At 63.6% G+C, this 24,801-nt stretch carries 21 protein-coding genes and 1 tRNA gene; 5 read left to right on the top strand and 17 right to left on the bottom strand.

The genetic code is table 11. The annotated features are described in order from the left end of the window. Positions 1–36: 36 nt before the first annotated feature. Complete coding sequence (pepN, locus tag BG457_RS14620) at positions 37–2,598, top strand: aminopeptidase N (protein WP_071797969.1); 2,562 nt, start codon at positions 37–39, stop codon at positions 2,596–2,598. Positions 2,599–2,631: 33 nt separating this feature from the next. On the opposite strand, the gene BG457_RS14615 is transcribed toward pepN, so the two are convergent. The 6 genes from BG457_RS14615 to BG457_RS14590 form a co-directional block, all read right to left on the bottom strand. Then, positions 2,632–3,621: an ABC transporter substrate-binding protein gene (locus tag BG457_RS14615; protein ID WP_071798032.1), complete on the bottom strand. Its 990-nt coding sequence runs from the start codon at positions 3,619–3,621 to the stop codon at positions 2,632–2,634. A gap of 43 nt (positions 3,622–3,664) precedes the next feature. Continuing rightward, on the bottom strand, positions 3,665–4,462 hold the full coding sequence (locus tag BG457_RS14610) for an ABC transporter permease (protein WP_071798030.1): 798 nt from the start codon (positions 4,460–4,462) through the stop codon (positions 3,665–3,667). 293 nt (positions 4,463–4,755) lie between these two features. Then, positions 4,756–5,652 carry an ABC transporter permease gene (locus BG457_RS14605; RefSeq protein ID WP_071797967.1) on the bottom strand — a complete coding sequence of 299 codons (897 nt, stop codon included), beginning with the start codon at positions 5,650–5,652 and terminating at the stop codon, positions 4,756–4,758. 84 nt (positions 5,653–5,736) lie between these two features. Then, positions 5,737–6,528 (bottom strand): ABC transporter ATP-binding protein, encoded by a 792-nt coding sequence (locus BG457_RS14600; RefSeq protein ID WP_071797965.1) that lies wholly within the window; start codon positions 6,526–6,528, stop codon positions 5,737–5,739. Next, positions 6,528–7,979, bottom strand: coding sequence for a dihydropyrimidinase (gene hydA, locus BG457_RS14595; RefSeq protein WP_071797963.1), 1,452 nt, complete (start codon positions 7,977–7,979; stop codon positions 6,528–6,530). Before hydA ends, BG457_RS14600 begins: the two co-directional genes overlap by 1 nt. 61 nt (positions 7,980–8,040) lie before the next feature. After that, complete coding sequence (locus BG457_RS14590) at positions 8,041–9,294, bottom strand: Zn-dependent hydrolase (protein WP_071797961.1); 1,254 nt, start codon at positions 9,292–9,294, stop codon at positions 8,041–8,043. A gap of 149 nt (positions 9,295–9,443) precedes the next feature. Here BG457_RS14590 and BG457_RS14585 point away from each other — a divergent pair, with 149 nt between their 5' ends. Beyond that, positions 9,444–10,094: a TetR family transcriptional regulator C-terminal domain-containing protein gene (locus BG457_RS14585; protein WP_071797959.1), complete on the top strand. Its 651-nt coding sequence runs from the start codon at positions 9,444–9,446 to the stop codon at positions 10,092–10,094. Positions 10,095–10,098: 4 nt separating this feature from the next. On the opposite strand, the gene preA is transcribed toward BG457_RS14585, so the two are convergent. From preA to BG457_RS14555, 6 genes are all read right to left on the bottom strand, one after another. Then, the gene (preA, locus tag BG457_RS14580; protein ID WP_071797957.1) at positions 10,099–11,400 is read right to left on the bottom strand and encodes an NAD-dependent dihydropyrimidine dehydrogenase subunit PreA; all 1,302 of its coding nucleotides are present in this window, start codon (positions 11,398–11,400) and stop codon (positions 10,099–10,101) included. A gap of 28 nt (positions 11,401–11,428) precedes the next feature. Next, positions 11,429–12,772, bottom strand: coding sequence for an NAD(P)-dependent oxidoreductase (locus BG457_RS14575; RefSeq protein WP_071797955.1), 1,344 nt, complete (start codon positions 12,770–12,772; stop codon positions 11,429–11,431). A gap of 128 nt (positions 12,773–12,900) precedes the next feature. Further along, the gene (locus BG457_RS14570) at positions 12,901–15,630 is read right to left on the bottom strand and encodes an ATP-binding protein (protein WP_071797953.1); all 2,730 of its coding nucleotides are present in this window, start codon (positions 15,628–15,630) and stop codon (positions 12,901–12,903) included. Between the two features lie 4 nt (positions 15,631–15,634). Continuing rightward, positions 15,635–15,913 carry a hypothetical protein gene (locus tag BG457_RS14565; RefSeq protein ID WP_071797951.1) on the bottom strand — a complete coding sequence of 93 codons (279 nt, stop codon included), beginning with the start codon at positions 15,911–15,913 and terminating at the stop codon, positions 15,635–15,637. Then, positions 15,910–16,278, bottom strand: coding sequence for a response regulator transcription factor (locus BG457_RS14560; protein WP_071797949.1), 369 nt, complete (start codon positions 16,276–16,278; stop codon positions 15,910–15,912). The genes BG457_RS14565 and BG457_RS14560 overlap by 4 nt, the downstream gene beginning before the upstream one ends. A 160-nt stretch (positions 16,279–16,438) precedes the next feature. Beyond that, positions 16,439–17,761, bottom strand: coding sequence for a helix-turn-helix domain-containing protein (locus BG457_RS14555; protein ID WP_071797947.1), 1,323 nt, complete (start codon positions 17,759–17,761; stop codon positions 16,439–16,441). Positions 17,762–17,962: 201 nt separating this feature from the next. Here BG457_RS14555 and accB point away from each other — a divergent pair, with 201 nt between their 5' ends. Both accB and accC read left to right on the top strand, forming a co-directional pair. After that, a complete protein-coding gene (accB, locus tag BG457_RS14550) occupies positions 17,963–18,457 on the top strand; it encodes an acetyl-CoA carboxylase biotin carboxyl carrier protein (RefSeq protein ID WP_071797945.1) in 495 nt (164 codons plus the stop codon). Between the two features lie 12 nt (positions 18,458–18,469). Beyond that, positions 18,470–19,819 carry an acetyl-CoA carboxylase biotin carboxylase subunit gene (gene accC, locus BG457_RS14545; protein ID WP_071797943.1) on the top strand — a complete coding sequence of 450 codons (1,350 nt, stop codon included), beginning with the start codon at positions 18,470–18,472 and terminating at the stop codon, positions 19,817–19,819. Positions 19,820–19,895: 76 nt separating this feature from the next. Here accC and dacB read toward each other — a convergent pair whose 3' ends face one another. The 3 genes from dacB to BG457_RS14530 all read right to left on the bottom strand — a co-directional run bounded on the left by dacB (position 19,896) and on the right by BG457_RS14530 (position 22,318). Continuing rightward, the gene (gene dacB / locus BG457_RS14540) at positions 19,896–21,374 is read right to left on the bottom strand and encodes a D-alanyl-D-alanine carboxypeptidase/D-alanyl-D-alanine endopeptidase (protein ID WP_071798028.1); all 1,479 of its coding nucleotides are present in this window, start codon (positions 21,372–21,374) and stop codon (positions 19,896–19,898) included. A 159-nt stretch (positions 21,375–21,533) separates the two neighbouring features. Beyond that, the gene (locus BG457_RS14535; protein ID WP_245771013.1) at positions 21,534–22,151 is read right to left on the bottom strand and encodes a nicotinate-nucleotide adenylyltransferase; all 618 of its coding nucleotides are present in this window, start codon (positions 22,149–22,151) and stop codon (positions 21,534–21,536) included. Positions 22,152–22,241: 90 nt separating this feature from the next. Next, positions 22,242–22,318: transfer RNA gene (locus BG457_RS14530), tRNA-His, on the bottom strand. Positions 22,319–22,437: 119 nt separating this feature from the next. Between BG457_RS14530 and BG457_RS14525 the strand changes: the two genes are divergently transcribed. Next, on the top strand, positions 22,438–22,647 hold the full coding sequence (locus BG457_RS14525) for a DUF6324 family protein (protein WP_071798024.1): 210 nt from the start codon (positions 22,438–22,440) through the stop codon (positions 22,645–22,647). 4 nt (positions 22,648–22,651) lie between these two features. Here the strand turns inward: BG457_RS14525 and BG457_RS14520 are convergent, their stop codons facing one another. Next, positions 22,652–23,041: a hypothetical protein gene (locus BG457_RS14520; RefSeq protein WP_139257776.1), complete on the bottom strand. Its 390-nt coding sequence runs from the start codon at positions 23,039–23,041 to the stop codon at positions 22,652–22,654. A gap of 91 nt (positions 23,042–23,132) precedes the next feature. Further along, the gene (recN, locus tag BG457_RS14515) at positions 23,133–24,788 is read right to left on the bottom strand and encodes a DNA repair protein RecN (RefSeq protein WP_071797939.1); all 1,656 of its coding nucleotides are present in this window, start codon (positions 24,786–24,788) and stop codon (positions 23,133–23,135) included. Between the last annotated feature and the right edge of the window lie 13 nt (positions 24,789–24,801).

Below are 24,801 nucleotides of genomic sequence, written 5' to 3'. Positions count from 1 at the left end.
AGATCAGGGGCAGGACTGACCCAGAAGGAGTGCCCCATGCGCGACACCAGCCCGCAACCGATCCATCTGGCCGAATACCAACCCCCCGCCTATCTGGTGGATCAGGTGGATCTGACCTTTCGGCTGGCGCCACGAGCGACGCGGGTTCTGTCGCGGATCCACTTCCGGCCCAATCCCGGCATCCATGCCGGGCATGATCTGCGGCTCGACGGCGAAGGGCTGCGCCTGATCTCTGCCACGCTGGACGGGCAGCCGATTGAGGCGCAGCCCGATGCCACGGGCGTGACCATCCCCGCAACGGCCTTACCGGACGGGGCGTTCCTTTGGGAAGCGGAAGTCGAGATCGCGCCCGAGGGCAACACGGCGCTGGAAGGGCTTTACATGTCGCGCGGCATGTATTGCACCCAATGCGAGGCCGAGGGCTTTCGCAAGATCACCTTCTACCCCGACCGGCCCGATGTGATGGCCCCTTTCCGGGTGCGGATCGAGGCCGATCTGCCGGTGCTTTTGTCCAATGGCAATCTTTCGGCCAAGGGGCCGGGCTGGGCGGAATGGCATGACCCGCATCCGAAACCCAGCTACCTGTTTGCGCTGGTCGCGGGCGATCTGGTGGCCACGTCCGATCAGTTCCGCACGATGGAAGGGCGCGATGTGGCGCTCAATATCTGGGTGCGACCGGGCGATGAGGGCAAGACGGGCTATGCGATGGACGCGCTCAAACGCTCGATGATCTGGGATGAACAGGTTTATGGCCGCGCCTATGACTTGGAGATTTTCAACATCGTGGCCGTCGATGACTTCAATATGGGCGCGATGGAGAACAAGGGCTTGAACATTTTCAACTCTGCCTATGTTCTCGCCTCGCCCGAGACCGCGACGGATGGCAATTACGCCGCCATCGAACGGATCATCGCGCATGAGTATTTCCACAACTGGACCGGCAACCGCATCACCTGCCGCGACTGGTTCCAGCTTTCGCTGAAAGAGGGGCTGACGGTCTTTCGCGACCAGCAATTCATGGGCGACATGCGCAGCCATGCGGTGAAGCGCATTGAGGATGTGCTGACGCTGCGCGCGCGGCAGTTCCGCGAGGATGCAGGGCCGCTGGCCCATCCGGTGCGGCCCGAAAGCTATGTCGAGATCAACAATTTCTACACTGCGACCGTCTATGAAAAAGGCGCGGAACTGATCCGCATGTTGCAGCTTCTGGTGGGCGAGGATTGCTACAAAGCCGCGCTGGATCTCTATTTCACGCGCCATGACGGGCAGGCCTGCACCATCGAGGACTGGATCGCCGTTTTCGAGGAAAGCGCAGGCCGCGATCTGTCGCAATTCAAGCGCTGGTATGAACAGGCGGGCACCCCGCGCATTGATGTCACCGAGGATTGGCGGGACGGAAGCTACACGCTGACCCTGCGCCAGCACACGCCCCCTACCCCCGGCCAGCCGCTGAAAGAGCCGCTGCTGATCCCGGTCGCGATGGGGCTGATCGGCCCGGATGGTCAGGAGTTGCTCGCGACACAGGTACTGGAACTCGACAGAGCTGAGCAGAGCTTCACCTTTGAGGGGCTGGCTGCCAGGCCTGTGGCCTCGCTCCTGCGCGGGTTTTCGGCCCCGGTGATCCTGAACCATGCCCTCACCAGCGAGGAACGCGCGCTGCTTCTGGCCCATGACACCGACCCGGTGAACCGCTTTGAGGCCGGGCGCGCGCTGGCCCGCGATATCCTGCTCGCCATGATCCGCGAGGGTGCAAAGCCCGGCCCGGTCTATCTGGACGCCCTGCGCCAGATGCTGCGCGATGAGGCGCTTGACCCGGCCTTTCGCGCCCTCGCGCTTGGCCTGCCCTCGCAGGATGATCTGGCCAGCGCGCTTCATGACGCGGGCGACACGCCGGACCCGGATGCGATCTACCTTGCCCGACAGGAGGCGCTGCAGATCATCGCCGAGGCGCTTGCCCCGGATCTGGCCACGGTATTCGCCGGGATGCAGACCCCCGGCCCCTATAGCGCCGATGCCCGCGACGCCGGTCGCCGCGCGTTGCGGGTACAGGCCGTCAGCCTGCTTGCGCGTGTCGATCAGGGCGCAAAGGCGCGCGAGATGTTCGCCCGCGCCAACAACATGACCGAGCAACTGGGCGCCTGGGGGGCGCTGCTTGCGATCAACGCGGGTGAGGCAGAGACCGCGCAATTCTATCGCCAATGGTCCGGGGATCGGCTGGTGATGGACAAATGGTTCGCAGCACAGGTCTCACATGCGGAACCGGATCAGGCCGCCGGTCTTGCGCAAGACCTGACCGGGCACCCCGATTTCGACTGGAAGAACCCCAATCGCTTCCGCTCGGTCATTGGGGCATTGGGCATGAACCCGGCAGGTTTTCACGCGAAGGGCGGTGCAAGCTACCGGCTGGTGGCAGACTGGCTGATCCGGCTGGACGGCGCCAACCCGCAAGCGGCGGCGCGGGTCTCGACCCTGTTCGAGACATGGCGGCGCTATGACAGCACCCGCCAGAAGCTGATCCGCAGTGAGTTGGAACGCATCATGGCGCATCAGGGCCTGAGCCGCGATATGGGCGAAATGGTCGGCCGGATGCTGGAGTGAAATGCCCCGGCGCGCGGCCGGGGCAAATCTGGTTCAGTCAAAGGCCGCGTCGGTCACGACCGTCGTGGTCGCCCCTTCGGGCGCGGCGGTGATCACAGGGTCAGACCCACCGCCCAGAAGCGTGGCCACGGTGCGCTCGTAATCCTCCATATCCAGCGTGCCGTTCGAGCCTTCGATCAGCTTGGCCACTTCGCCCATCATGCGGATCTGATGCTCTTCGGTCTGCGCGCCGGTATCATCATATTCCAGAACGATCATCGCGGCCTCCTCGACATTCTCGGCGGCCCATTCCCAGCCGCGCATCGACGCACGCACGAAACGCGCCATCTTGTCGACGAAAGCTTCGTCCTCCAGATTGCTTTCCAGCACATAGAGCCCGTCTTCCAGCGTGGCGACGCCCTGATCTTCGTACTTGAAGGTCACGAGCTCATCCTCGCCAATGCCTGCATCAATGACCTGCCAGTATTCGTTATAGGTCATGGTCGAGATGCAATCGGCCTGACGCTGCAACAGCGGATCCACATTGAAGCCCTGACGCAGCACTTCCACACCATCCGCGCCGCCCTCGGTCGGGATGCCCAGCGTGCTCATCCAGGACAGGAACGGATATTCATTACCAAAGAACCACACGCCCAGCGTGCGGCCGGGGAAGTCATCGGGGCTGGTGATCCCGGTCTCGGCCAGACAGGTCAGCATCATGCCCGAGGATTTGAACGGCTGCGCGATATTCACCAGCGGCAGGCCATTCTCACGCGCGGCAAGGGCCGCAGGCATCCATTCGACGATCACATCGGCCCCGCCGCCCGCAATCACCTGCGGCGGCGCGATATCCGGGCCACCGGCGCGGATCGTGACATTCAGCCCCTCTTCTTCGTAGAAGCCGTTTTCCAGCGCGACGTAATAGCCTGCAAACTGCGCCTGCGTCACCCATTTGAGCTGCAGGGTCACATCATCCAGCGCCCATGCTGCGGGCGCGAAACCCAGACCAAGGGCCGCCACCGATCCGAATACTGTTTTCTTCATTTTCACCTCCATGTTGCCTGGCCCATGCTTGGGTCACAGGGGGTTATCGCCCGCGTTGCGACGGGTGCCAGAAGGTCACCCCGCGCTCTGCAAGCGCAATCACGCCGTAGAACAGCGACCCCGCAAGGGCTGCCACGGCAATTTCGGCCCAGACCATATCCAGTTGCAAGCGCCCGACCTCGGTCGAGATGCGAAACCCCATACCGCGTGTCGGAGAGCCGAAAAATTCAGCAACAATCGCCCCGATCAGCGCCAGCGTGGAGGCGATCTTCAACCCGTTGAAGATGAAGGGCATAGCGGCGGGCAGACGCAGCTTGATCAGTGACTGGCCCCAGCTTGCATTATAGGTGCGCATCAGATCGCGCTGCATCGCATCGGTTGCGGACAGCCCCTGCACCGTGTTCACCAGCATCGGAAAGAACACCATCGCGACCACAACCGCCGCCTTGGACGGCCAGTCAAACCCGAACCACATGACCATGATCGGCGCGGTGCCGATGATCGGCAAGGCGGCCAGAAAATTGCCCACCGGCAGCAAGCCCCGGCGCAGGAAATCGCTGCGGTCCACCAGCAGGGCAAAGACGAAAGCCGCTCCAACCCCAATGGCAAAGCCCGAGAGCGCGCCCTTGACGAAGGTCTGCACGAAATCCACCCAGAGCACATCGGTCGAGCGCAGGATGCGCCCCCAGATCAGCGATGGCGCAGGCAGGATCACGCGCGGCACATCGAGCGCGCGCACCCCGACTTCCCAGAGCCATAGCAGCGTGGCGCCGAAGGTGAGCGGTGCCAGCAGGGCCTGCAGGCTTCCCAGGGGACCGGCCATGCGCGGTGTCGCGGCCATCTGTGCAACCAGCATCCACGCCCCGAGCCAGATGGCCACCACTGCGCCCCAGACCGGCAGGCTTGCGCTTGCATAGGGCAGAAGCGTCCCGGCCGCGACCCCCAGCGCCAGCACAACCGCCAACATCCAGAGCCACCCCTTGCGGCGCTGTGGAATCCCTCCCAGCAACACCGCGGCAAGCAGCGCGAGCATGGTGGCAAAAGCCAGCTCCCCTGTCACCCCCAGACCCGCAGCGAGAAGAAACGCCAGAGCCATGCCAGCCCACTGCACCCCACCTGTTTCGCGCAGGATCATCATGCTGCCATCCCCATGCGCCGGAGTGTGACACGCTGGATCAACCCGATGATCGCCACCATGCTGGCGGCCAGAATGGCGGCGGCGAAAAGTGCCGACCATATCTGCACGGTCTGACCATAATAGCTGCCCGACAGCAGCCGCGCGCCAAGCCCCGCCACCGCCCCCGTGGGCAGTTCCGCCACAATCGCGCCCACCAGCGCCGCCGCAATCGCCACTTTCAGCGAGGCAAACAGATAGGGCATGGCCGACGGCCAACGCAGTTTCGCAAAAACCTGCCCCCCGGTCGCGCTATAGGTCTTCATCAGGTCAAGCTGCATCTGGTCCGGTGCGCGCAGCCCCTTGACCATGCCCACCACGACCGGGAAGAAGCTGAGATAGGTCGAGATGATCGCCTTGGGGATCAGCCCGGTGACGCCCACCGCATTCAGCACCACGATGATCATGGGCGCAATCGCGAGGATCGGGATGGTCTGGCTGGCAATAGCCCAGGGCATGACCGACGCATCCATCGCACGGTTATGCACGATGCCCACTGCCAGCGCGATACCAAGCGCCGAGCCGATGGCAAAGCCCAGAAGCGTGGCCGAGAGCGTCACCCAGCCATGATAGATCAGGCTGCGATTGGACAGGCTCCCTGTGTTCCACCAGCCCCGTCGCCCGGTCATTTCCTCGACCACAGTCGAGTTCCAGAGCTCCCCGGCGACCTGATGCGGCGCGGGCAGGCGCGGGCGCTGCTGGCGCATCGTATCGGCAACAAGCGCGCTGAAGGACAGATCCTGCCCAGCGCGACGGGCCTGATCCTGCGCCCATTGCGCATTCATCGGGATCACAGCGGCATACCAGAGCGCGATCAGGAAAGCCGTGACAATGAGAACGGGAAAGAGGTTGCGCATGCCTGTCACCGCTGTTGGGGGGGCGTTGCCCCCCGGTCCCTTCGGGCCCTCCCCCCGGAGTATTTTTCGCAAGAAAATGAAGGATCAGTCATCCAGATGCCCCGCCCTGAGCCCCTCGCGCACGCGATGGGAGATCTCGATGAATTCCGGGCTGTCGCGGATGTCCAGCGGGCGCTCGCGCGGCAGCGGGCTGTCGATGATATCCGTGATGCGACCGGGGCGCGGCGACATGACGACGATCTTGGTCGAGAGATAAACGGCCTCGGGGATGGAATGGGTGACAAAACCGATGGTCTTTTCGGTGCGTGCCCAGAGCGCAAGAAGCTGTTCATTCAGCCGGTCGCGCACAATCTCGTCCAACGCGCCGAAAGGTTCATCCATCAGCAGGATATCGGCGTCGAAAGCCAGCGCCCGCGCGATCGAGGCGCGCTGCTGCATTCCCCCGGAAAGCTGCCAGGGAAACTTGCGCGCAAAGCCCGAGAGTTCCACCAGCTCTAGCACTTTTTCAACACGGGCTTGCTGATCGGCTTTGGAATAGCCCATGATTTCAAGCGGAAGTTTCACATTTCCTGCAATCGTGCGCCAGGGATAGAGGCCCGCCGCCTGAAATACATAGCCATAGGCGCGCGCCTTGCGGGCGGCCTCTGGCGTCATACCATTGACGGTGATCGTGCCGGAGCTGGGCTGTTCCAGATCGGCGATCACGCGCAGGAAGGTGGTCTTGCCGCAGCCCGAGGGACCGATGAAGCTCACGAACTCACCCTTGGCAATATCTAGCGTCACGTCCTTGAGCGCGTGCACAGGGCCGTCATTGGTCTGGAAGGTCAGGTTCAGGCCCTGCGCCGAGATCACCGGCGCGGTCGTGGTATCGCGCATCACACCCCCGTCGCCGGGATGCCGGAGCGCTGCACCGGACGCGGCGCGGTCAGGTCTTTCCATTTCGAGAGCGCCTGATTGACCGGACCATTGGGGTCACGGGCCACGAATTCGCCATGCCCTTCCTGCCCGTCAAACGCGCCGTCCTTGACCATCACCCGCCCGCGCGAGAGCACATAGCGCGGCAGGCCCGTCACCTCGTGGCCCTCGAACACATTGTAATCAATCGCGGATTGCTGGTTGCTGGCGGTGATGGTCTTCGATTTTTCCGGATCCCAGACCACCAGATCGGCATCCGCCCCGACAGCCACCGCGCCCTTCTTCGGATACATGCCGAAAATCTTGGCGACATTGGTCGAGGTCACGGCGACAAATTCATTCATCGTGATCCGCCCCGTGCGCACGCCCTTGGTCCAGAGCATGGGCATCCGGTCCTCCAGCCCGCCGGTGCCATTGGGGATCTTGGTGAAATCGCCCAGACCGAACCGCTTCTGATCGGTGGTAAAGGCGCAATGATCTGTCGCCACCACCGAGAGCGTGCCCGAAGCCAGCCCCGCCCAGAGACTGTCCTGATGCGCCTTGTTGCGAAAGGGGGGCGACATGACACGGCGCGCGGCATGGTCCCAGTCGGGATGGAAATATTCGCTCTCATCGAGCGTCAGATGCTGGATCAGCGGCTCGCCCCAGACGCGCTTGCCCGCCTGTTTGGCGCGGCGGATCGCTTCATGCGCTTCCTCGCAGGAGGTATGCACCACATAAAGCGGCACGCCAGCCATATCGGCGATCATGATCGCGCGGTTGGTGGCCTCGCCTTCGACCTGAGAGGGGCGCGAATAGGCATGCGCCTCGGGCCCGCTATTGCCCTCGGCCAGAAGCCGCGCCGAAAGCTCGGCCACGACATCGCCATTCTCGGCATGGACCATCGCGATCGCGCCCAGTTCCCGCAGGCGCTGGAAAGAGGCGAACAACTCATCGTCATTGACCATCAGCGCGCCCTTATAGGCGAGGAAATGCTTGAAGCTGGTGATCCCGCGCTTCACCACCTCGGGCATCTCATCAAAGACCTGCTGCGACCACCATGTGACCGCCATGTGGTAGCTGTAATCGCAATGCGCGCGGCCAACCTTGTTGTCCCACATCTTCAGCGCATCGAGCAGACCCTGACCGGGCGAGGGCAGTGCGAAATCAATCACCATCGTCGTGCCGCCCGAGAGCGCCGCGCGGGTGCCGCTTTCGAAATCATCGCTGGAATAGGTGCCCATGAAGGGCATTTCCAGATGCGTATGCGGGTCGATCCCGCCGGGCATGATATAGCACCCGGTTGCATCCAGCGTGGTGTCGCCGGAGAGACTTGGGCCGATTTCGGTGATCCTGCCGCCCTCGACCCGGAGATCGGCCTTGTAGGTCAGGTCATGGGTGACGATGGTGCCGTTCTTGATGACGGTGGTCATGGTTCAACTCCCCGTTCTGCAAATCAGCCTTGCGCGGCTGCGTCATCCGTAGGGTGCGTGCTCATGCACGCACCACCTCTGCCGTTTCCAGCACCGCATGCAAGAGCACATTCGCCCCGGCCTCTGCCCATTCCGGGCTGATTTCCTCGGCCTCATTATGGCTCAGACCATCCACGCAGGGACACATGATCATCGCGGTCGGATAGAGCCGGTTGATCCAGCAGGCATCATGCCCCGCCCCCGAGACAATATCCATATGGCTGTAGCCCAGCCGGTCGGCAGCGTCGCGGATACGCCCCAGCAGGGTTTCGTCAAAGGCGGGCGGGTCGAACTGCCCCACCACTTTTGCTGCGAACTTCACCCCGATATCGGCGCAAATCCCCGGTGCGCGGGCGTTGAATTCCTCGACCATCGACAGCAGCACATCCAGCTTATGCGAACGGAAATCGACGGTGAACACCATCTTTTCCGGGATCACATTGCGCGAGTTCGGGAAGACATCAATATGCCCGATTGCGCCCACCGCATCGGGCTGGCGGGCCATGGCGATCTCATGCACCAGTTCCGTCACCCGCGCCAGACCCCGCCCGGCATTGCGCCGCAGATACATCGGCGTGGAGCCGGTATGCTGGCCCTTGCCGGTCACGGTGCATTCGATCCAGCGCAGCCCCTGCCCATGGGTGACGACGCCGATATCCTTGCCCTCGGCTTCCAGGATCGGCCCCTGTTCGATATGCAGTTCCAGAAAGGCATGCATCTTGCGCGCGCCCACAGGCTCGTCTCCCTTCCAGCCGATGCGCTCCAGCTCGTCGCCGAAGCGCTTGCCCTGAGCATCCACCCGGTCATAAGCCCAGTCGCGCTCCAGCACACCCGCGAAGACGCCCGAGGCCAGCATGGCCGGTGCAAAGCGCGTGCCCTCTTCATTCGTCCAGTTCGTCACCACTATCGGGCGACGGGTCTTTATGCCCAGATCGCGGATCGAGCGCATGACTTCCAGCCCCGCCAGAACCCCCAGCACCCCGTCATATTTGCCGCCCGTGGGCTGGGTGTCGAGATGACTGCCCACATAGACCGGCAGCGCGTCCGGGTCGGTGCCCTCGAACCGGGCGAACATCGTGCCCATCTCATCCACGCCCATCAAAGCCCCGGCCTGCAGGCACCAGGACTGGAACAGGTGGCGGCCTTCGCTGTCCTCATCCGTGACCGTCTGGCGATTGTTGCCGCCTGCAATACCAGGGCCGATCTTCGCCATCTCCATCAGGCTGTCCCACAGCCGTTCCCCGTTGACTTTCATATTCGGGCCCGGTGCCGACATCTTCTATCTCCCTGTCATGGCAGCGTTTCTCTGCTGCTCTTATTGGAACGGGACATGCTGCACCCCGCGCCAGTTTGCGCAGCAGCCTTGCACTCGTCCCGTCTCGACGCTATCAAGTTTGACCATCCAGTCAAGAACCAACTCAGCCCATGCCCGTGCCGAAAAAATCTGCTGCTGAAAAACCCGGCACGCCCCCGCGCGGCCCCCGCTCGCGCATCCAGAAGCGCAACCGGCAGATCATTCTCGACGCCGCGCTCGAAGTCTTCTCGACCCATGGGTTTCGCGGTGCGACGCTCGACCAGATCGCCGCCGAGGCGGGATTGTCCAAGCCCAATCTGCTCTATTATTTCGACAGCAAGGATGCCATTCATCGCGATCTGCTGACGCGGCTGCTGGACACCTGGCTCGACCCGCTGCGCATGCTGGATGCGCAGGGCGAGCCACAGGCCGAGATCATGGCCTATATGCGCCGCAAGCTGGAGATGGCCCGCGATTTTCCGCGCGAGAGTCGCCTGTTTGCCAATGAAATCCTGCAAGGTGCGCCGCGTATCGAACAGTTCATCCGCAACGATTTGCGCCAGCTTGTCGATGAGAAAGCGCAGCTTCTCGCGGATTGGTCCAGAACCGGGCGCCTTGCCCCTGTCGACCCCTATCATCTGATCTTCTCCATCTGGGCGCTGACCCAGCATTATGCGGATTTCGCGGCCCAGATCGGCATGATCCGGGGCGCGGGCCATGATCCGCTGGACGGGGCAGAGCCATTCCTTGAACAGCTCTACACCCGCCTGCTGGCGCCCTGACGGATCACTCCGCCGCCTTGGCCATCGGGTTATTGGGATGCGTCGTCCAATTGGCATAATCGCCGACTGTCTCGCCCGTGCGCGGATCGACACTACCCTTGGCCATCGGCTCCATGGTGATGCAATCGGCAACCGGGCAGACATTCACACATAGGTTGCAGGCGACGCATTCATCATCCATCACCTCGAACTTGCGGTCGGGGGACATGGAAATCGCCTGATGCGAGGTATCCTCGCAAGCCGCATAGCAGCGCCCGCAAGAGATGCAGAGATCCTGATTGATCTTTGCTTTCGCGACATAATTCAGGTTGAGATATTGCCAGTCAGTGATATTCGGCACCGCCCGGCCCACAAGCTGGTCAACCGAGGTAAAACCCTTCTCATCCATATATTGCGACAGGCCCGCGGTCAGTTCCTTGATGATCCCGAAACCATAGGTCATCGCCGCCGTGCAGACCTGCACCGTGCCCGCACCAAGGGTCATGAACTCGACCGCGTCGCGCCATGTGGTGACGCCGCCAATGCCGCTGATGGGCAGGCCATGCGTCTCGGGACTGCGTGCGATCTCGGCCACCATGTTCAGCGCGATGGGCTTGACGGCAGGACCGCAATAGCCGCCATGTGCGCCTTTTCCGTCGATCATCGGCTCGGGGCTGAACGTGTCGAGATTGACGCTCGTGATCGAATTGATCGTGTTGATCAGGCTGACCGCATCCGCCCCGCCCCGTTTCGCGGCCTCTGCCGGTTTGCGGATATCGGCGATATTGGGCGTGAGCTTCACGATGCAGGGCATGCGCGAGTGGCTCTTCACCCAGCGCGTGACCATCTCGATATATTCCGGCACCTGCCCCACGGCGGATCCCATCCCGCGTTCGGACATGCCATGCGGGCAGCCGAAATTCAGCTCTACCCCATCGGCTTCCGTATCCTCGACATGGCGCAGGATCGCTTTCCACGATTCCTCGTCGCAAGGCACCATCAGGCTGACGACCAGCGCCCGGTCGGGCCAGTCGCGCTTGACCTGCTTGATCTCGCGCAGGTTCACCTCCAGCGGGCGGTCGGTGATCAGCTCGATATTGTTCAGCCCCAGCAACCGCCGGTCCGCGCCCCAGACCGCGCCGTAGCGCGGGCCGTTCACATTCACCACCGGCGGGCCTTCGGCGCCCAGCGTTTTCCAGACGACCCCGCCCCAGCCCGCCTTGAAGGCGCGCACCACGTTATATTCCTTATCCGTGGGCGGGGCCGAGGCCAGCCAAAAGGGGTTGGGGGATTTGATGCCGATGAAATTCGTGGTCAGATTTGCCATTATGTTCACTCCGTAGGGTGCGTGCTTGTCACGCACCTGCCCCCGTCAACGCCGCATGGATGCTCTCGGCGGCATCGCGCCCCTGCGCCACAGCCGTCACCGTCAGATCCTCGCCGCCGCCCGTGCAATCGCCCCCGGCCCAGACGCCCGCAAGCGTGGTGCGCCCGTCCGCGCCCACCGATAGCTTGCGCCCGTCCAGCGCCAGCCCCTCCGGCACGCCCTCCAGCTTCTGCCCGATCGCCTTGAACAGATGATCGGCCTTCACGCGGAAGGTCTCGCCCGAGGGCTCCAGCCCGGTCGGCCCCTGACGGGTATAGGCGAATTCCACCTCGCGCAGTGCGCCATTGGCATGGATCGCCACCGGCATCGCATTGGTGATGATCTTCACCCCTTCATTGGCGGCATGGCTCAATTCATAATCGGATGCCCCCATCTCTTCGCGTCCGCGCCTATAGACCATCGTCACATGCTCGGCCCCCAGGAGGCGCGACTGCACCGCCGCATCCACCGCCGTCATGCCGCCCCCGATCACCACCACATGCCGCCCGATGGGCAGGGTGGAGAGATCCGTCGTCTGGCGCAGTTCGGCAATGAAATCGACCGCATCGCGCGCGCCCGGCGCATCCTCGCGTTCAAGGCCCAGCGCATTCACGCCCGCAAGCCCGATCCCGAGAAACACCGCATCATATTCCGCCTGCAGATCGGCAAGCGTGCCATCGGTGCCCAGTTTCCAGCCCTGCCGGAGCGTGATCCCGCCGATCTGCATCAGCCAGTCCACCTCGGCACGGGCGAAATCATGCGCCGCCTTATAGGCCGCAATCCCGTATTCATTCAGTCCACCGGGCTTTTCGCGCGCCTCGAATACCGTGACATCATGACCATGCAGTGCCAGCCTGTGCGCACAGGCAAGCCCGGCGGGCCCGGCGCCCACCACCGCCACGCGCTTGCCACTCGCGGCGGCGCGCGTGAAAGGATGGGCATTCCGCGCGATCAGCCGGTCCGTCGCATAGCGCTGCAGCCGCCCGATCTCGACCGGCTTGCCCTCTGCCGCCTCGCGCACGCAGGCGCCTTCGCAAAGCGTCTCGGTCGGGCAGACGCGCGCGCACATGCCGCCAAGGATATTCTGGCTGAAAATCGTCTTGCCTGCCGCTTCCGGCTGACCCGCCTGTATCTGGCGGATGAAGAGGGGAATGTCGATTTCCGTGGGGCAGGCCGTGATGCAGGGGGCATCATGGCAGAAATAGCAGCGATCCGCCGCGACCATCGCTTCATGCGGATCATAAGCGGGATAGAGATCGTCGAAATGGCGCGCATAGTCTTCGGCATGAAGACGGCTTGCCGCGATTCCGGGGGTGGTGGGGCTGTTGGACATCTGGCTGGCCTTTTGATGACTGGCTCTTGTGGCACTCAGGAAACCACGCTTCCGATTTTTTATCAATTAGTAAAATTTTTATCCGGGTGAAAAATCGCGCGCTGCTGAAATTTCGGACAATCCCCGATCTATTCCGCCGCTTCCGCCTGCGGGCTTGTCGGCTTGCGCCCCCCGGCATGGCGCGACAGCACGCGCGGGAAACTCACGCGGAACGCGGCACCACCCTGCCCCGGCACATAGGCAATATCGCCCCCGAGATTGTGCATGATCTCGCGGCAGATCGCGAGACCCAGGCCCGCCCCGCCCGCATGCATCGAATCCGTCAGTCGCGAGAATTTCTCGAAAATCAACGCCTGCTTGTCGCGCGGGATGCCCGCGCCATTATCGATGAAATCGACCTCGACCATCCCCTTGCGCTCGCGCACCTTGATCTGCATCTGCGGATCATCGGCGATGCAGTATTTGCGGGCATTGGACAGGATATTGATGAAAACCTGTGTCAGACGGCCCGCATCGGTCGCGATCTCGATCCCTTCGGGATCACGGCTGCGCAGGATACGGAACTTGCGATCCGCCTGCACCGATTCCGAAGAGCGGATCGCCTTGTCGATCAGATCGCGCAGTTGGACCGGCGCGATATTAAGCTGCACCTGCCCATGTTCCAGCACGCTCAGATCCAGCAGATCATCCAGCAGCCGGGTCAGCCGGATCGATTCGTCATGAATGATCTGGGCGAAATGGGTGCGCTCTTCGGGTGACATCGAATCGCTGTCCATCATGATCTCGGAAAACGCCCGGATCGAGGTCATGGGCGTGCGCAATTCATGGCTGATCTGGCTGAGAAACGCATCCTTCTGCACCGAAAGCTTCTGCAGCATCTCATTCGCTTCGCGCAGCTTGCGCGCGGTCCGGCTGAGTTCCTCGGATTTGGCCTCAAGCTGGGCGGAATATTCCATGATCTGCGCCGTCTCCGAGGCCACGGCCATCAGATCCTCGACCGAGACAACCGCCGTGCCCACGCTCTGCGCCAGCATCGCATGCGCGGTCGCAGCGCCCACCGAGCCGGAAAGCTTCAACTCCAGCGCTTCCAGAAATTCCGGCGTGATATCGGGCAGGAAACCCTGCTTGCCCTGCAGTGCAGCTTGGGCGCGAAAGAAATTCTGCCCTTCGCTGGCACCCAATATGCGCTGCGCGATGGGCAGCAGATCCTCGGCCTCGGCCACAGGCCGGGTCCAGCTGCGCGCGGGGCCGGTACGGTCATAAATATTCACGAAGAGCGCGCCCTGAACCCGCTCCATCGGACTGGGGAAGCTCAGGAAAGACCCCAGGCAGAAGATCAGCACATTCAGAAGCAGCGACCAGAACAGGGAGTGCAGGAGCGGATCAAGCGTGGTCAGACCGAACAGGCTGTAGGGGCGCAGCCAGGACTGGCCGAAGAGCCCTGCCTCCATCACCTGCGCCGACAGGAACACGCCGGGCCCGAAACTGGGCAGGAACAGCGTGTAGAACCACAGTGCCATCCCCGTGATCAGCCCCAGCGCGGCACCCGTGCGGCTTGCCCCGCGCCAGAAGAGCGCGCCCAGAAGCGCAGGCAGCATCTGCGCCACGCCCACAAAAGAAATCAACCCGATGGCCGCCAGTGCAGCCGACCCGCCGGTGATGACATAATAGAGATAGCCCAGCCCCAGCACGAGCGAGATCGACAGCCGCCGGACACTCAGGACCAGCAGTCGCATATCTCCCGAATCAAGATTGCGCGCGGCACGGAGCTTCAGCCAGAGAGGCACGACGATGTGGTTCGAGACCATCGTGGCCAAGGCAAGCGAGGCCACAATCACCATCGAGGTTGCCGCCGAAAACCCGCCGAGGAAGGACAGCAGCGCCAGCCCGTCCTGCCCGAGATGCAAGGGCAGTGTCAGCACGAACATGTCCGGGTTGCTGCCCGCAGGCATCAGCTCCATGCCGATCACCGCAATCGGCAGCACAAAAAGGCTGATCAGGAACAGATAGAGCGGAAAGGCCCAGCTCGCCGTGGCAAGATGCTGGTCATCGGTATTCTCGACCACCGTCACCTGAAACATGCGCGGCAGGCAGATGATGGCGATGGCCGACAGCAGGATCAGCCCGGTCCAGCGGCCCGGCTGGATCTCCCATTGCGGCAGCGCCTGCGCATCGATCCGTGACAGGATATCTGCGGGCCCGGCGGCCACGACCCAGACGACAAAGACCCCCACCGCCAGAAGCGCGACCAGCTTGACCACAGCCTCGACCGCAATGGCGGTCACAACACCGGGGTGCTGTTCATTGGCATCCAATGTCCGCGTGCCGAAAACAATGGTGAAAAAGGCCAGACCGATTGCCACCCAGAAGGCAATCAGCGTGGGATTGCCCGCAAGGCTCATACTGGCGGGATCGGTCACGAAAACCGTGAAGGATTGCGAGATGGATTGCAGTTGCAGCGCGATATAGGGAGCGCCTGCGGATATGCACAGCAGCGTCACGATCACGCCCAGCAGGTTCGACTTGCCATAGCGTGCCGAAATCATGTCGGCGATCGAGGTGACGCGGTTCTCGCGCCCGATCCGCACCAGCTTGCGCAAGAGCACCCACCAGCCCACAAAGACCAGCGTCGGGCCGAGATATATCGTCATGAATTCCAGACCAGAGCGCGCAGCAAAGCCGACCGCGCCGTAAAAGGTCCATGCAGTACAATAGACCGAGAGCGAGAGCGTGTAGATCATGGGAGAGCGCAGCCAGCCCGCGCGCCCCTCTGACGCCGCCCGCTCAGCCGCCGAGGCCACGACAAACAGCAAGATGACATAGGCCAGACAGGTCAGGACAAGCATATTGAAGGACATGGGCTCAGTCCTCCGGCGGTGTGATGCGCTCTTTGGACGAATCGAGCGCGCGACGCAGGCCCAGCGACATCAGGAAGGCGGCAAGTACGAGGCCGAACCAGACCAGAAAAAGATACACGCCCTCGCTGGCAGTCGGCGGCGCCTCGGTGTCAGAGCTGTGCCGCATCAGCGGCAGCAGCAGGAGCACGAAGCCGAAGACCGGCAGAAACCGCGCCGCATCCATCAGGCGGCGGACCCGGTAGCTGTCACGCGCCAGAAACTGCGGGCGTGGCGGGCGGCTCATGGCGCTGTCATTTCCCGCACCGCGGCAATCACTTCGGCATTCGCGAAGGGTTTGGTCATGAAGCGGGTCACGCCCAGACGTTCGGCCTCGACCCGGTCGGCAGACTGTCCCTTGGCGGTCAGCATCAGGACAGGCAATTCACGCGTTCCCTCGCCCGCGCGCAGGAATTTCAGGATATCGAAACCACTCAGATCCGGCAGCATCAGATCAAGGATCAGCAGATCCGGCGGATCGGCCTGCAAGGTGCCCAGCATGGATTTTCCGTTTGCCGATACATCCACCTTCCAGCCTTCGCGCGTCAGGATGAAGCGCAGGGCTTCCGAAATATTCGGCTCATCCTCGATCACAAGGACGCGCTTCTCCATCGCAAACCTCCTCCACCCTTGCGGGGATCGGGGCGCGCAAGCACTTTTGGCGCCAGGCGCCAATGGGCGCACCCCGACCGATATGCAAGGCGACCCAGTTCCTCCCGCCGCCTTACACGATTTGTTTACACAGCTTATCGCCCGCCTGTCAAAGCGCGTTTCATACAGCGGTCATCAGAATGGACGGTTCCCGGCGGGCCGCACAATCCAGTTGGGGGCAGGTCCGACAGCTTGCCCCGACCGCGAGCAAGGCGCGCTCGGCCTCTTCGGTCAGGTTTTCGGCCGGCAGGATCAGCATCGTGGCCTGCAGGACACTCGGCATCCCGAATCCAAGCTCTGCGCGTGTCGCAGCACAGGCATAGGTCACAAAACGCCGCCCTAGCCGCCCCGCCGTCGCCAGCGGCATGCGCAGCCGCACGAAAGGCCGCTGCAGCGCCTGATAGAGCGGCCAGAGCGGGCAGGCGCCACCAAAGCGCGGCAAGGCGAAACCATCAATCCCACGCCGGAACAGGATCGTGCCGGAATTGTCGCAGATCACCAGACCGGGAACCGGGAGCCCGCGCTCGACCAATATATCGCGTGGTAGCAACGCAAAGCGGCGCAGCACCTGATCGAAGGGGATACCGAACTCATCCGCAAGGATCTCGGGCGCGATACCCACCCGATCCAGCGCAGGCAGCAGACGCGCCAGCGGCAGCGCCCGGCTGTCGGCGTGAAATTGCGTGACCCATTGCAACGCAAGCGCGCGCGACGCTTCCGAGGATAATTCCACCTGCCCGGCGACAAGCCGCGCCGGGTCAAACGTCTCGGCCTCCAGCTCCGGCAGATGGAAATCGTGTTGCGCCAGCCAGGCCTCGACCTCTTCCTGCGGCGCGGCAAGCCCGGTCTCCTCGCTCTTGCCCGCATCCAGATAATTGACCAGCGCCACGGCACCTTCTGCCAGCCGCGCACTGTCCTGCAGGATATTCTGGTGAAACCGCGCCTGCCAGTCGGGCTCGATCTCCTGCGCATCGTTCAGGATGGTTGCTGTCGATTGCACCGAGGTCACGGCGGAAATGATCTCATGCAGCGCTTCGCCCATATAGGGGTCATGGGTCATGCGGTCATTCAGCTGTTCGACAACCCGCTCCAGCCGCTCCACCCGTGACTGGGTTTCGGCCAGAACCTTGGCCCAGCCCGGAAACCGCCCCGTGAACTCGTCGATCCGCTCCAGTTCCGCCGGATCGAGATTGCACCGTTCCGCTGCTGCGCGCGCGCCTTCAACCAGCCGGGAATCGCCATCCTCGATCAGCGCATCCACCGAGACCCCGAGCGCCTGAGCCAGCGCGCCCAGAAGATCGGGGCCGATATTGCGCCGGTTATGTTCGATCAGATTGAGGTATGACGCCGACACCCCCACTTCGCGCGCAAGTTCGGCCTGTCGCATCCCGCGCAGGTTGCGGCGCGCACGAATACGGGTTCCGGTCAAGGCGGGACGTACCATGGGAAACTCCTCTCGCGACGGAATTTACAGAAATTTACAGGCGCGCAAACCGGTTTCTTGCCGATACGAGCCAGAAAACAGAGGGACGAAAACGCGGCTTCACACCGAGGGCCCTCTCCAGTATAAGGCAGCGCCAAGGTTCAGGGCATAGGCTCTGGGCAGGAAGCAACCATAATAACGCCCCTGTGTTCGAGGAATGAGATGACGCAAAGCCGCAATGATGCCGATGTCGCTTTTATCAAAGCCCTTGCGGAACTTCTCAACGAGAACGACCTCTCCGAGCTGAGCGTGAAGCGCGACTATGGCGACAATGACAGCCTGAATGTGAAAGTCTCGAAACTCGGCAACCAGCCGGTTTTCCAGCAGGTCGCCGCGCCAGCCCCGGTCGCCGCAGCCCCTGCGCCTGCCACATCCGCCACCGCCACCACGAAAACCGAGACGCCTGCCGATCCCGCCCAGCACCCTGGCGCCGTGACCTCGCCCATGGTGGGCACGGTCTATCTTGCCGCCGAACCGGGCGCCGCGAATTTCGTGAGCGTGGGCGCGCAGGTGGCCGAGGGCGATACGCTTCTGATCATCGAAGCGATGAAGACGATGAACCACATCCCCGCCCCGCGAGCAGGCACGGTCAAGCGTATCCTGATCGGCGATGGCAGCCCGGTGGAATTCGGCGCCCCCCTGATGATCATCGAATAAGGCGGCGCAGGCATGTTCAACAAGATCCTGATTGCCAATCGCGGGGAAATCGCGCTGCGCGTGATCCGCGCCTGTCGCGAAATGGGGATCGGCTCGGTTGCCGTGCATTCGACCGCAGATGCGGACGCCATGCATGTGCGCATGGCCGATGAGGCGATCTGCATCGGCCCCGCCCCCTCTGGCCAAAGCTATCTGCATGTGCCCGCGATCATCTCGGCCTGCGAGATTTCGGGCGCCGAAGCGATCCATCCGGGTTACGGCTTCCTGTCGGAAAACGCGGCTTTCGTGCAGGTGGTCGAAGATCACGACATCACCTTCATCGGGCCGTCGGCGGAGCATATCCGCATGATGGGTGACAAGATCACCGCCAAGGACACGATGAAAGCCCTTGGCGTGCCCTGTGTGCCCGGATCGGCTGGCGGTGTCGCACATTTCGAGACCGCCCGCACCGTGGCCGCCGAAATCGGCTATCCGGTAATCATCAAGGCGACAGCAGGCGGCGGCGGGCGCGGCATGAAACTCGCGCGCTCGGCGGCCGAACTGGAAACCGCCTTCCGCACTGCGCGGGCCGAGGCCAAGGCCGCTTTCGGCAATGATGAGGTGTATATCGAGAAATATCTCGGTCAGCCGCGCCATATCGAGATTCAGGTCTTTGGCGATGGCAAGGGCAATGCGGTGCATCTGGGCGAACGTGACTGTTCACTCCAGCGCCGCCACCAGAAAGTTCTGGAAGAAGCCCCCGGCCCGGTGATCGATTCCGAGACCCGCGCCCGGATCGGCCAGACCTGCGCCGAGGCCGTGGCCCGGATCGGCTATCGCGGGGCCGGTACGATCGAGTTTCTCTATGAGAACGGCGAGTTCTATTTCATCGAGATGAACACCCGGCTTCAGGTCGAGCATCCCGTGACCGAGGCGATTTTCGGGGTCGATCTGGTGCGCGAGCAGATCCGTGTGGCAGCGGGCCAGCCGCTGTCTTTCACCCAGGATGAGCTGCAGGTGAACGGGCATGCGGTCGAAGTGCGCATCAATGCCGAGAAACTGCCGAATTTCACCCCCTGCCCCGGTCGCGTCGAGACCTATCACGCGCCCGGCGGGCTTGGGGTGCGCATGGATAGTGCGCTTTATTCCGGCTACACGATCCCGCCCTATTACGACAGCCTGATCGCCAAGCTGATCGTGCATGGCCGCGACCGCCCCGAGGCGCTTGCGCGCCTCAACCGTGCCTTGGGCGAATTGATCATCGACGGGGTGGACAGTTCCGTGCCGCTCTTCCGCGCGCTTCTGGCAGAGCCGGATGTGCAGGCCGGGAATTACGACATTCACTGGCTGGAGAAATTCCTCGCCCAGCCGCAGGAAATCTGATCCTGCACAAGGGTGAACCGGGCGGCAGACGGGAAAGGGGCTCGCGCAGCCCCTTTTTCATGTCTGGCTCACCGCCTCACGCATGGGCCTGTGCCCAACGCCGCAACAGATCCTGCTGCATCTGCCGCGCATTCCCGGCCCAGGCTGCGGTGCCGTCGGGCCGGTCCGACCCGGACCCCGCCACCCGCGCCCGCCGCGCCAGATCGGCGGAACAGATCGCGAAAGCCAGATCACGCCCGCCCGGTGAGGACAGATACCCCCCCAGCGCCGAGACAAAATAGAGCGTGCCGGTCTTGGCGCGCACGTCGAAACCGGGATTGTTTATCACATTGCCATTGCGGTCCCGGAACGGATGCTCGCGCAACAGCGCGCGCAAAGTGCCCGCCCCCCCGGCCTGCCGGAACATATTGGCCAGATCACCCATCGACACGCGCGAATTCGCGCCCAGCCCGGAATGATCGACCAGCCGCGCGCTCGACATGCCATAGCGCGCACGCGCCCAATCCGACATCGCAGCGCCAGAGGCCGCCAGCCCCCCCGGACGACCGCTGCGCATGGTGGTCGCCATCAGTCCCACGGCCTCGGCGCTGATATTGGTGGAGAAACGCAACAGGTCGCGCAGCACCTCTTGCAGGGCCTGCGAACGATGCGTCACCAGATCCTGCCCGACCGGGGCGGCTTGCGTCACCACCGGGGCCTGCAGCGCTATTCCCTGCGCGGTAGCGAAGCTGCGGAACACTTCGCCCGCATAAAGTTCGGGATGGCGTACCGGCAACCAGCGCGACCCGCTATTGCCCAGCGCCGAGCGCGCGACGGTCCAGTCATCCGCGCCCGCGCTGCGCCGATAGGTGTAAAGCGGCGTGCTGCGACTGGCGAGTTGCATCCGCGCCATGCTGACCGCCGGGCGGTGCCGGTTCGAACGCGCATCCATGGTCACGGTGTAGTCATTGCCCGCGCGCCGCCATTCGAAATGCACGCGGTTGAAATTCAGGTTCAGCCCCGAGACAGCGGGATTGTAGCCCGCTTGCGGCGACTGATCATCGGTGATTTCCGGCACAAAAGGCAATGCCCCGCCCCAGACAAGGAACCGGCCCGTCACCTGCCGCACGCCCCCGCGCGCAAGCGCGGCGGCCATATCGGCCAGATGATCCGTCTCCAGCGTCGGGTCGCCACCACCCGCAAGCACCAGATCCCCGCGCAGCACGCCCTCGACCACCGGCCCGGTTGCCACCAGCCGCGTGCGGAACTGATAGCCCGCGCCCATCGCCTCCAGCGCATAGAGCGCGGTCACGGCCTTGGCGACGCTGGCGGGCGGCAGAGCCGTGTTCGCGCCCTGCCCTTCCAGCAGATTGCCCCCGCGCATATCCATCACCGCGAAAGCGATATCGCCACCAAGACCCGCGCGCGACACGATCCCTTCGACAGGCTGCGCGGGTCTGAGAGCGGGGCGCAGCGAGCGTTCCGGCGCACCCGCGCAGGCGGGCATGGCGGCAAGCGCCGAGCCACCCAGCAACAGATTGAGAAACCTGCGCCGCGCGAAGCTGCTGTCGGTCATATTCCAAGCCCCCGTCCCTGGCGCAGCAGCATGGCCATCGCGCCGCATCGCCGTCTTATGCAGGATATTAACTCCGTTTGACACAGGTCAGGCAAGGGACTTCAAACATGGGGGCGGCTAACAACACTGTGTTTCGCATCTGTGATCAATGCTTTGAGATCACATGCCGCCCCAGTCCCCTCGCGCGCGCAGGTGACTGGAAGAGATGTTGCGCAGGGGCAGACGCAGGAAACACCATGCCGGGGGCGGCAGTGTCGCCAGCCGTCCCGCCTGCGCCTCGGGCAGTTGCGCCGCCGCAAATCGGCGCGCGGCGAGTGATCCCAGCGCGGCACGCTGCTGGCCCGGACGCGCAAAGACCGCGACGGGCATCAGCGCCATGATGCCGCGCCAGTTTTCCCAGCGATCAAAGCTTGCGAGATTGTCGGCCCCCATGACCCAGACAAAATGCCGCTCCGGATAGAGCCGTTTTATCTCCGTCAGCGTATCGGCACTGTAGCGCGTGCCGAGTCGTGCCTCGACCGGCGTGATCTGAACGCGTGGATGGTGCATCAGCGCATGCGCGCGCGAAAGCCGTGCCTCCAACGGGGCCGGACCATGTGCTTTCAACGGGTTGCCGGGCGTGACCAGCCACCAGATCTGATCCAGCCGCAAGCGGCGCAGCGCATGGTGGGTGACATGCACATGCCCGTCATGCGCCGGATCGAAAGACCCGCCAAACAATCCGATTCTTGTGCCCTTGGGCGCATAGGGAAGAGCATGTCGCGGCAGAACAGGCACGGGGTGCACGGACCTTGTGATGAAAATCAGGCTGTCAGTTACGCCCGCAAGGTTGCCTTGGCAAGAGAGTGCCGGAATGTCCGAGGAAAATGGTACCGCCTCCCCGGCTTGAACGGGGGACCTCTGGATCCACAATCCAGCGCTCTAACCAACTGAGCTAAGGCGGCACTTGAGGGGCGATTTAACCCCCGGCGCAAATGAATGCAAGAGCCCGCACGCTTGAATATTGCACCGCTTCGCCGTAACCGGGGAAGAAGAGTTCAACCACGCCAGCAAGGGGCCCGCCATGGGAATCAATTCAGAAAGCGAAATCGCGGCCAATCTGCAGATCGGGCCGACCAGTCTGGGAATGGTGCGCATCTATATCGCGGGCGACGGGCTGGATCTGCCGCTGGATTTCGACCCGGACGAGGCGGAAGAGATTGCCGAAGAGTTGCGCGCCGCCGCTCAGGCCGCCCGCAAGATCATCCAATCCTCGAAAGACAAGAAACGCTGAGCCGTCAGATCAGCATGATTCGCGCCATGCGGGTCTCGGTGACATAGTTGCAGCGCACCTCGATTTCCGCACCGGACCTGCGGACACGCAGCATGACATCGCGCGCGGCTTCGCCATTCGTGCCGTTGACCGAACGCGATCCGACCACGCCCATGACATCCAGACCGCGCTCGCGCCCGGCTGCGATACAGGCCTGTTCGGCACCGGATGCCGATGCGTCCGGCGTCATCGCCTCGGGGGCGGGGGTCGCGGTTCCGACAGCCGCCGGGGGCGCTGATGGCGCGGGGCGCGCGGCAGGACCAAGCGGCGCCATGGCGCAGCCCGCAACAAGGACCACAGACAACAAGGCAGGCACCACCCGCCACGGCCGAAGACCCGTCACCAGAGCATGCATCGCGGCTTCCTCCCTCTTTGCTGGCGCAGCTTCAACGCGCCTTCTTATACTTGCGCCCTAAACGCGCGTGACCTGTTCTGGTTCCGTCATGTCACAGACAAGTCGCCAATAGATCGCTGGCCGCCGCACGGGCCGCGTCTGAAATGGTATCACCAGAGATCATTCTTGCAATCTCTTCAATGCGCTGATCGGCGGAAAGCGGCACAACACGGGAGAATGTGCTTTCATCCACCACCTGTTTCTCGACCCGCCAATGGTGTTGGCCAAGCGCTGCAACCTGCGGCGAATGCGTCACCACCAGCACCTGCGCGCCCTGAGCCAGCGCGTGCAGCCTGCGCCCCACCGCATCCGCCGTGGCCCCGCCCACACCGCGGTCGATCTCGTCAAAGATCATCGTCACGCCGGACACGCCCCGCGCGAGGCAGACCTTGAGCGCCAGCAGAAAGCGCGACAATTCCCCGCCCGAGGCAATGCGCGACAACGGGCCCGACGGCGCGCCGGGATTGGTCGCGACCTCGAAACTGACGGCATCCGCGCCCTCCGGGCCTGACTCTGCCGGTGTGATCGCGGTGCGGAAGGCGGCGCGCTCCATTTTCAGCGGTGCAAGTTCCTGCGCCATCTCGGCATCGAGCTTCGCGCCCGCCTCTTGCCGCGCGGCGGTCAGCGCCTGTGCACAAGTGTCATAGGCCGCCTGTGCCTGACGCTCGGCCTGCGCCAGATCCGCCAGCAGCCGCGCCCCGTTGTCCAGACGCGTCAGCCGCGCCCGCAACTCATCGGCGAGGCTCGCCAGATCATCGGGCAGGCAACCATGTTTGCGCGCCAGACCGCGCAGCGCGAAAAGCCGCTCCTCGACGGTTTCCAGTTCTCCCGGCGCGATATTCAGCGTCTCGGCGGCGGCCTCGACCCCCTGCTGCGCCTCGCCCAGCGCGTCCAGCGCGCGGCCCAGCGCCTCCAGCGGCGCATCCAGCGCGCCCTCGAACCCCTCTGCCGCCGTTTCCAGCCAGCGTGTCGCATCAATCAGCAGGCGCTCGGCCCCTTCCTCAGACAGCGCCGCATGGGCGCGCGCCACATCCGCGCGCAACCGCTCGGCGGCCTGCATCCTGCGGCGGCGCGAATCCAGCGCCTCTTCCTCGCCCGGTTCCGGGGCCAGCTTGTCCAGCTCGCTGACCGCGTGGCGCAGATAGTCCTCTTCCGCGCGCGCCGCCTCCAGCCGGGCGATTTCCTCGGCATGCGCCTTGCGCGCCACGCGCAGATCGCCCCAGGCGGCTCGGGTACGCTCCAGCAATGCTGCGTCCACGCCATAAGCGTCCAGCAGCAACCGGTGCCCGCGCGGGTTCAGCAAGCCACGATCATCCTGCTGGCCATGCAATTCGACGAGAACTTCCGACAAGGCCCGCAGTAACTCACCCGACGCACGACGGTCATTCACCCATGCCGTCTTGCGCCCGTCACGGCTGTTCACACGGCGCAGCAGCAATGTGTCAGAGACAGGAAATCCGGCCTCTGACAAAACCGCCTGCGCCGGGTGATCGGGCACAAGCGCGAATTCGGCGATCACCTCGCCCTGATCTGCGCCCTGACGCACCAGATCCGCGCGCCCGCGCCAGCCCAGCACAAAGCCCAACGCATCCAGCAGGATCGACTTTCCCGCCCCGGTCTCGCCCGTCAGCACATTCAGACCGGGCCGGAAGCGCAGTTCCAGCCGGTCGATGATCAGCACATCGCGAATGTCCAGCGACAGGAGCATCACTGCTCACCCG

Origin of the sequence: Natronohydrobacter thiooxidans (genome assembly GCF_001884735.1) — a bacterium.
Classification (GTDB): domain Bacteria; phylum Pseudomonadota; class Alphaproteobacteria; order Rhodobacterales; family Rhodobacteraceae; genus Roseinatronobacter; species Roseinatronobacter thiooxidans_A.
Note: the sequence above shows the minus strand (reverse complement) of the source record. Positions and strands in the feature narration are given on the sequence as shown.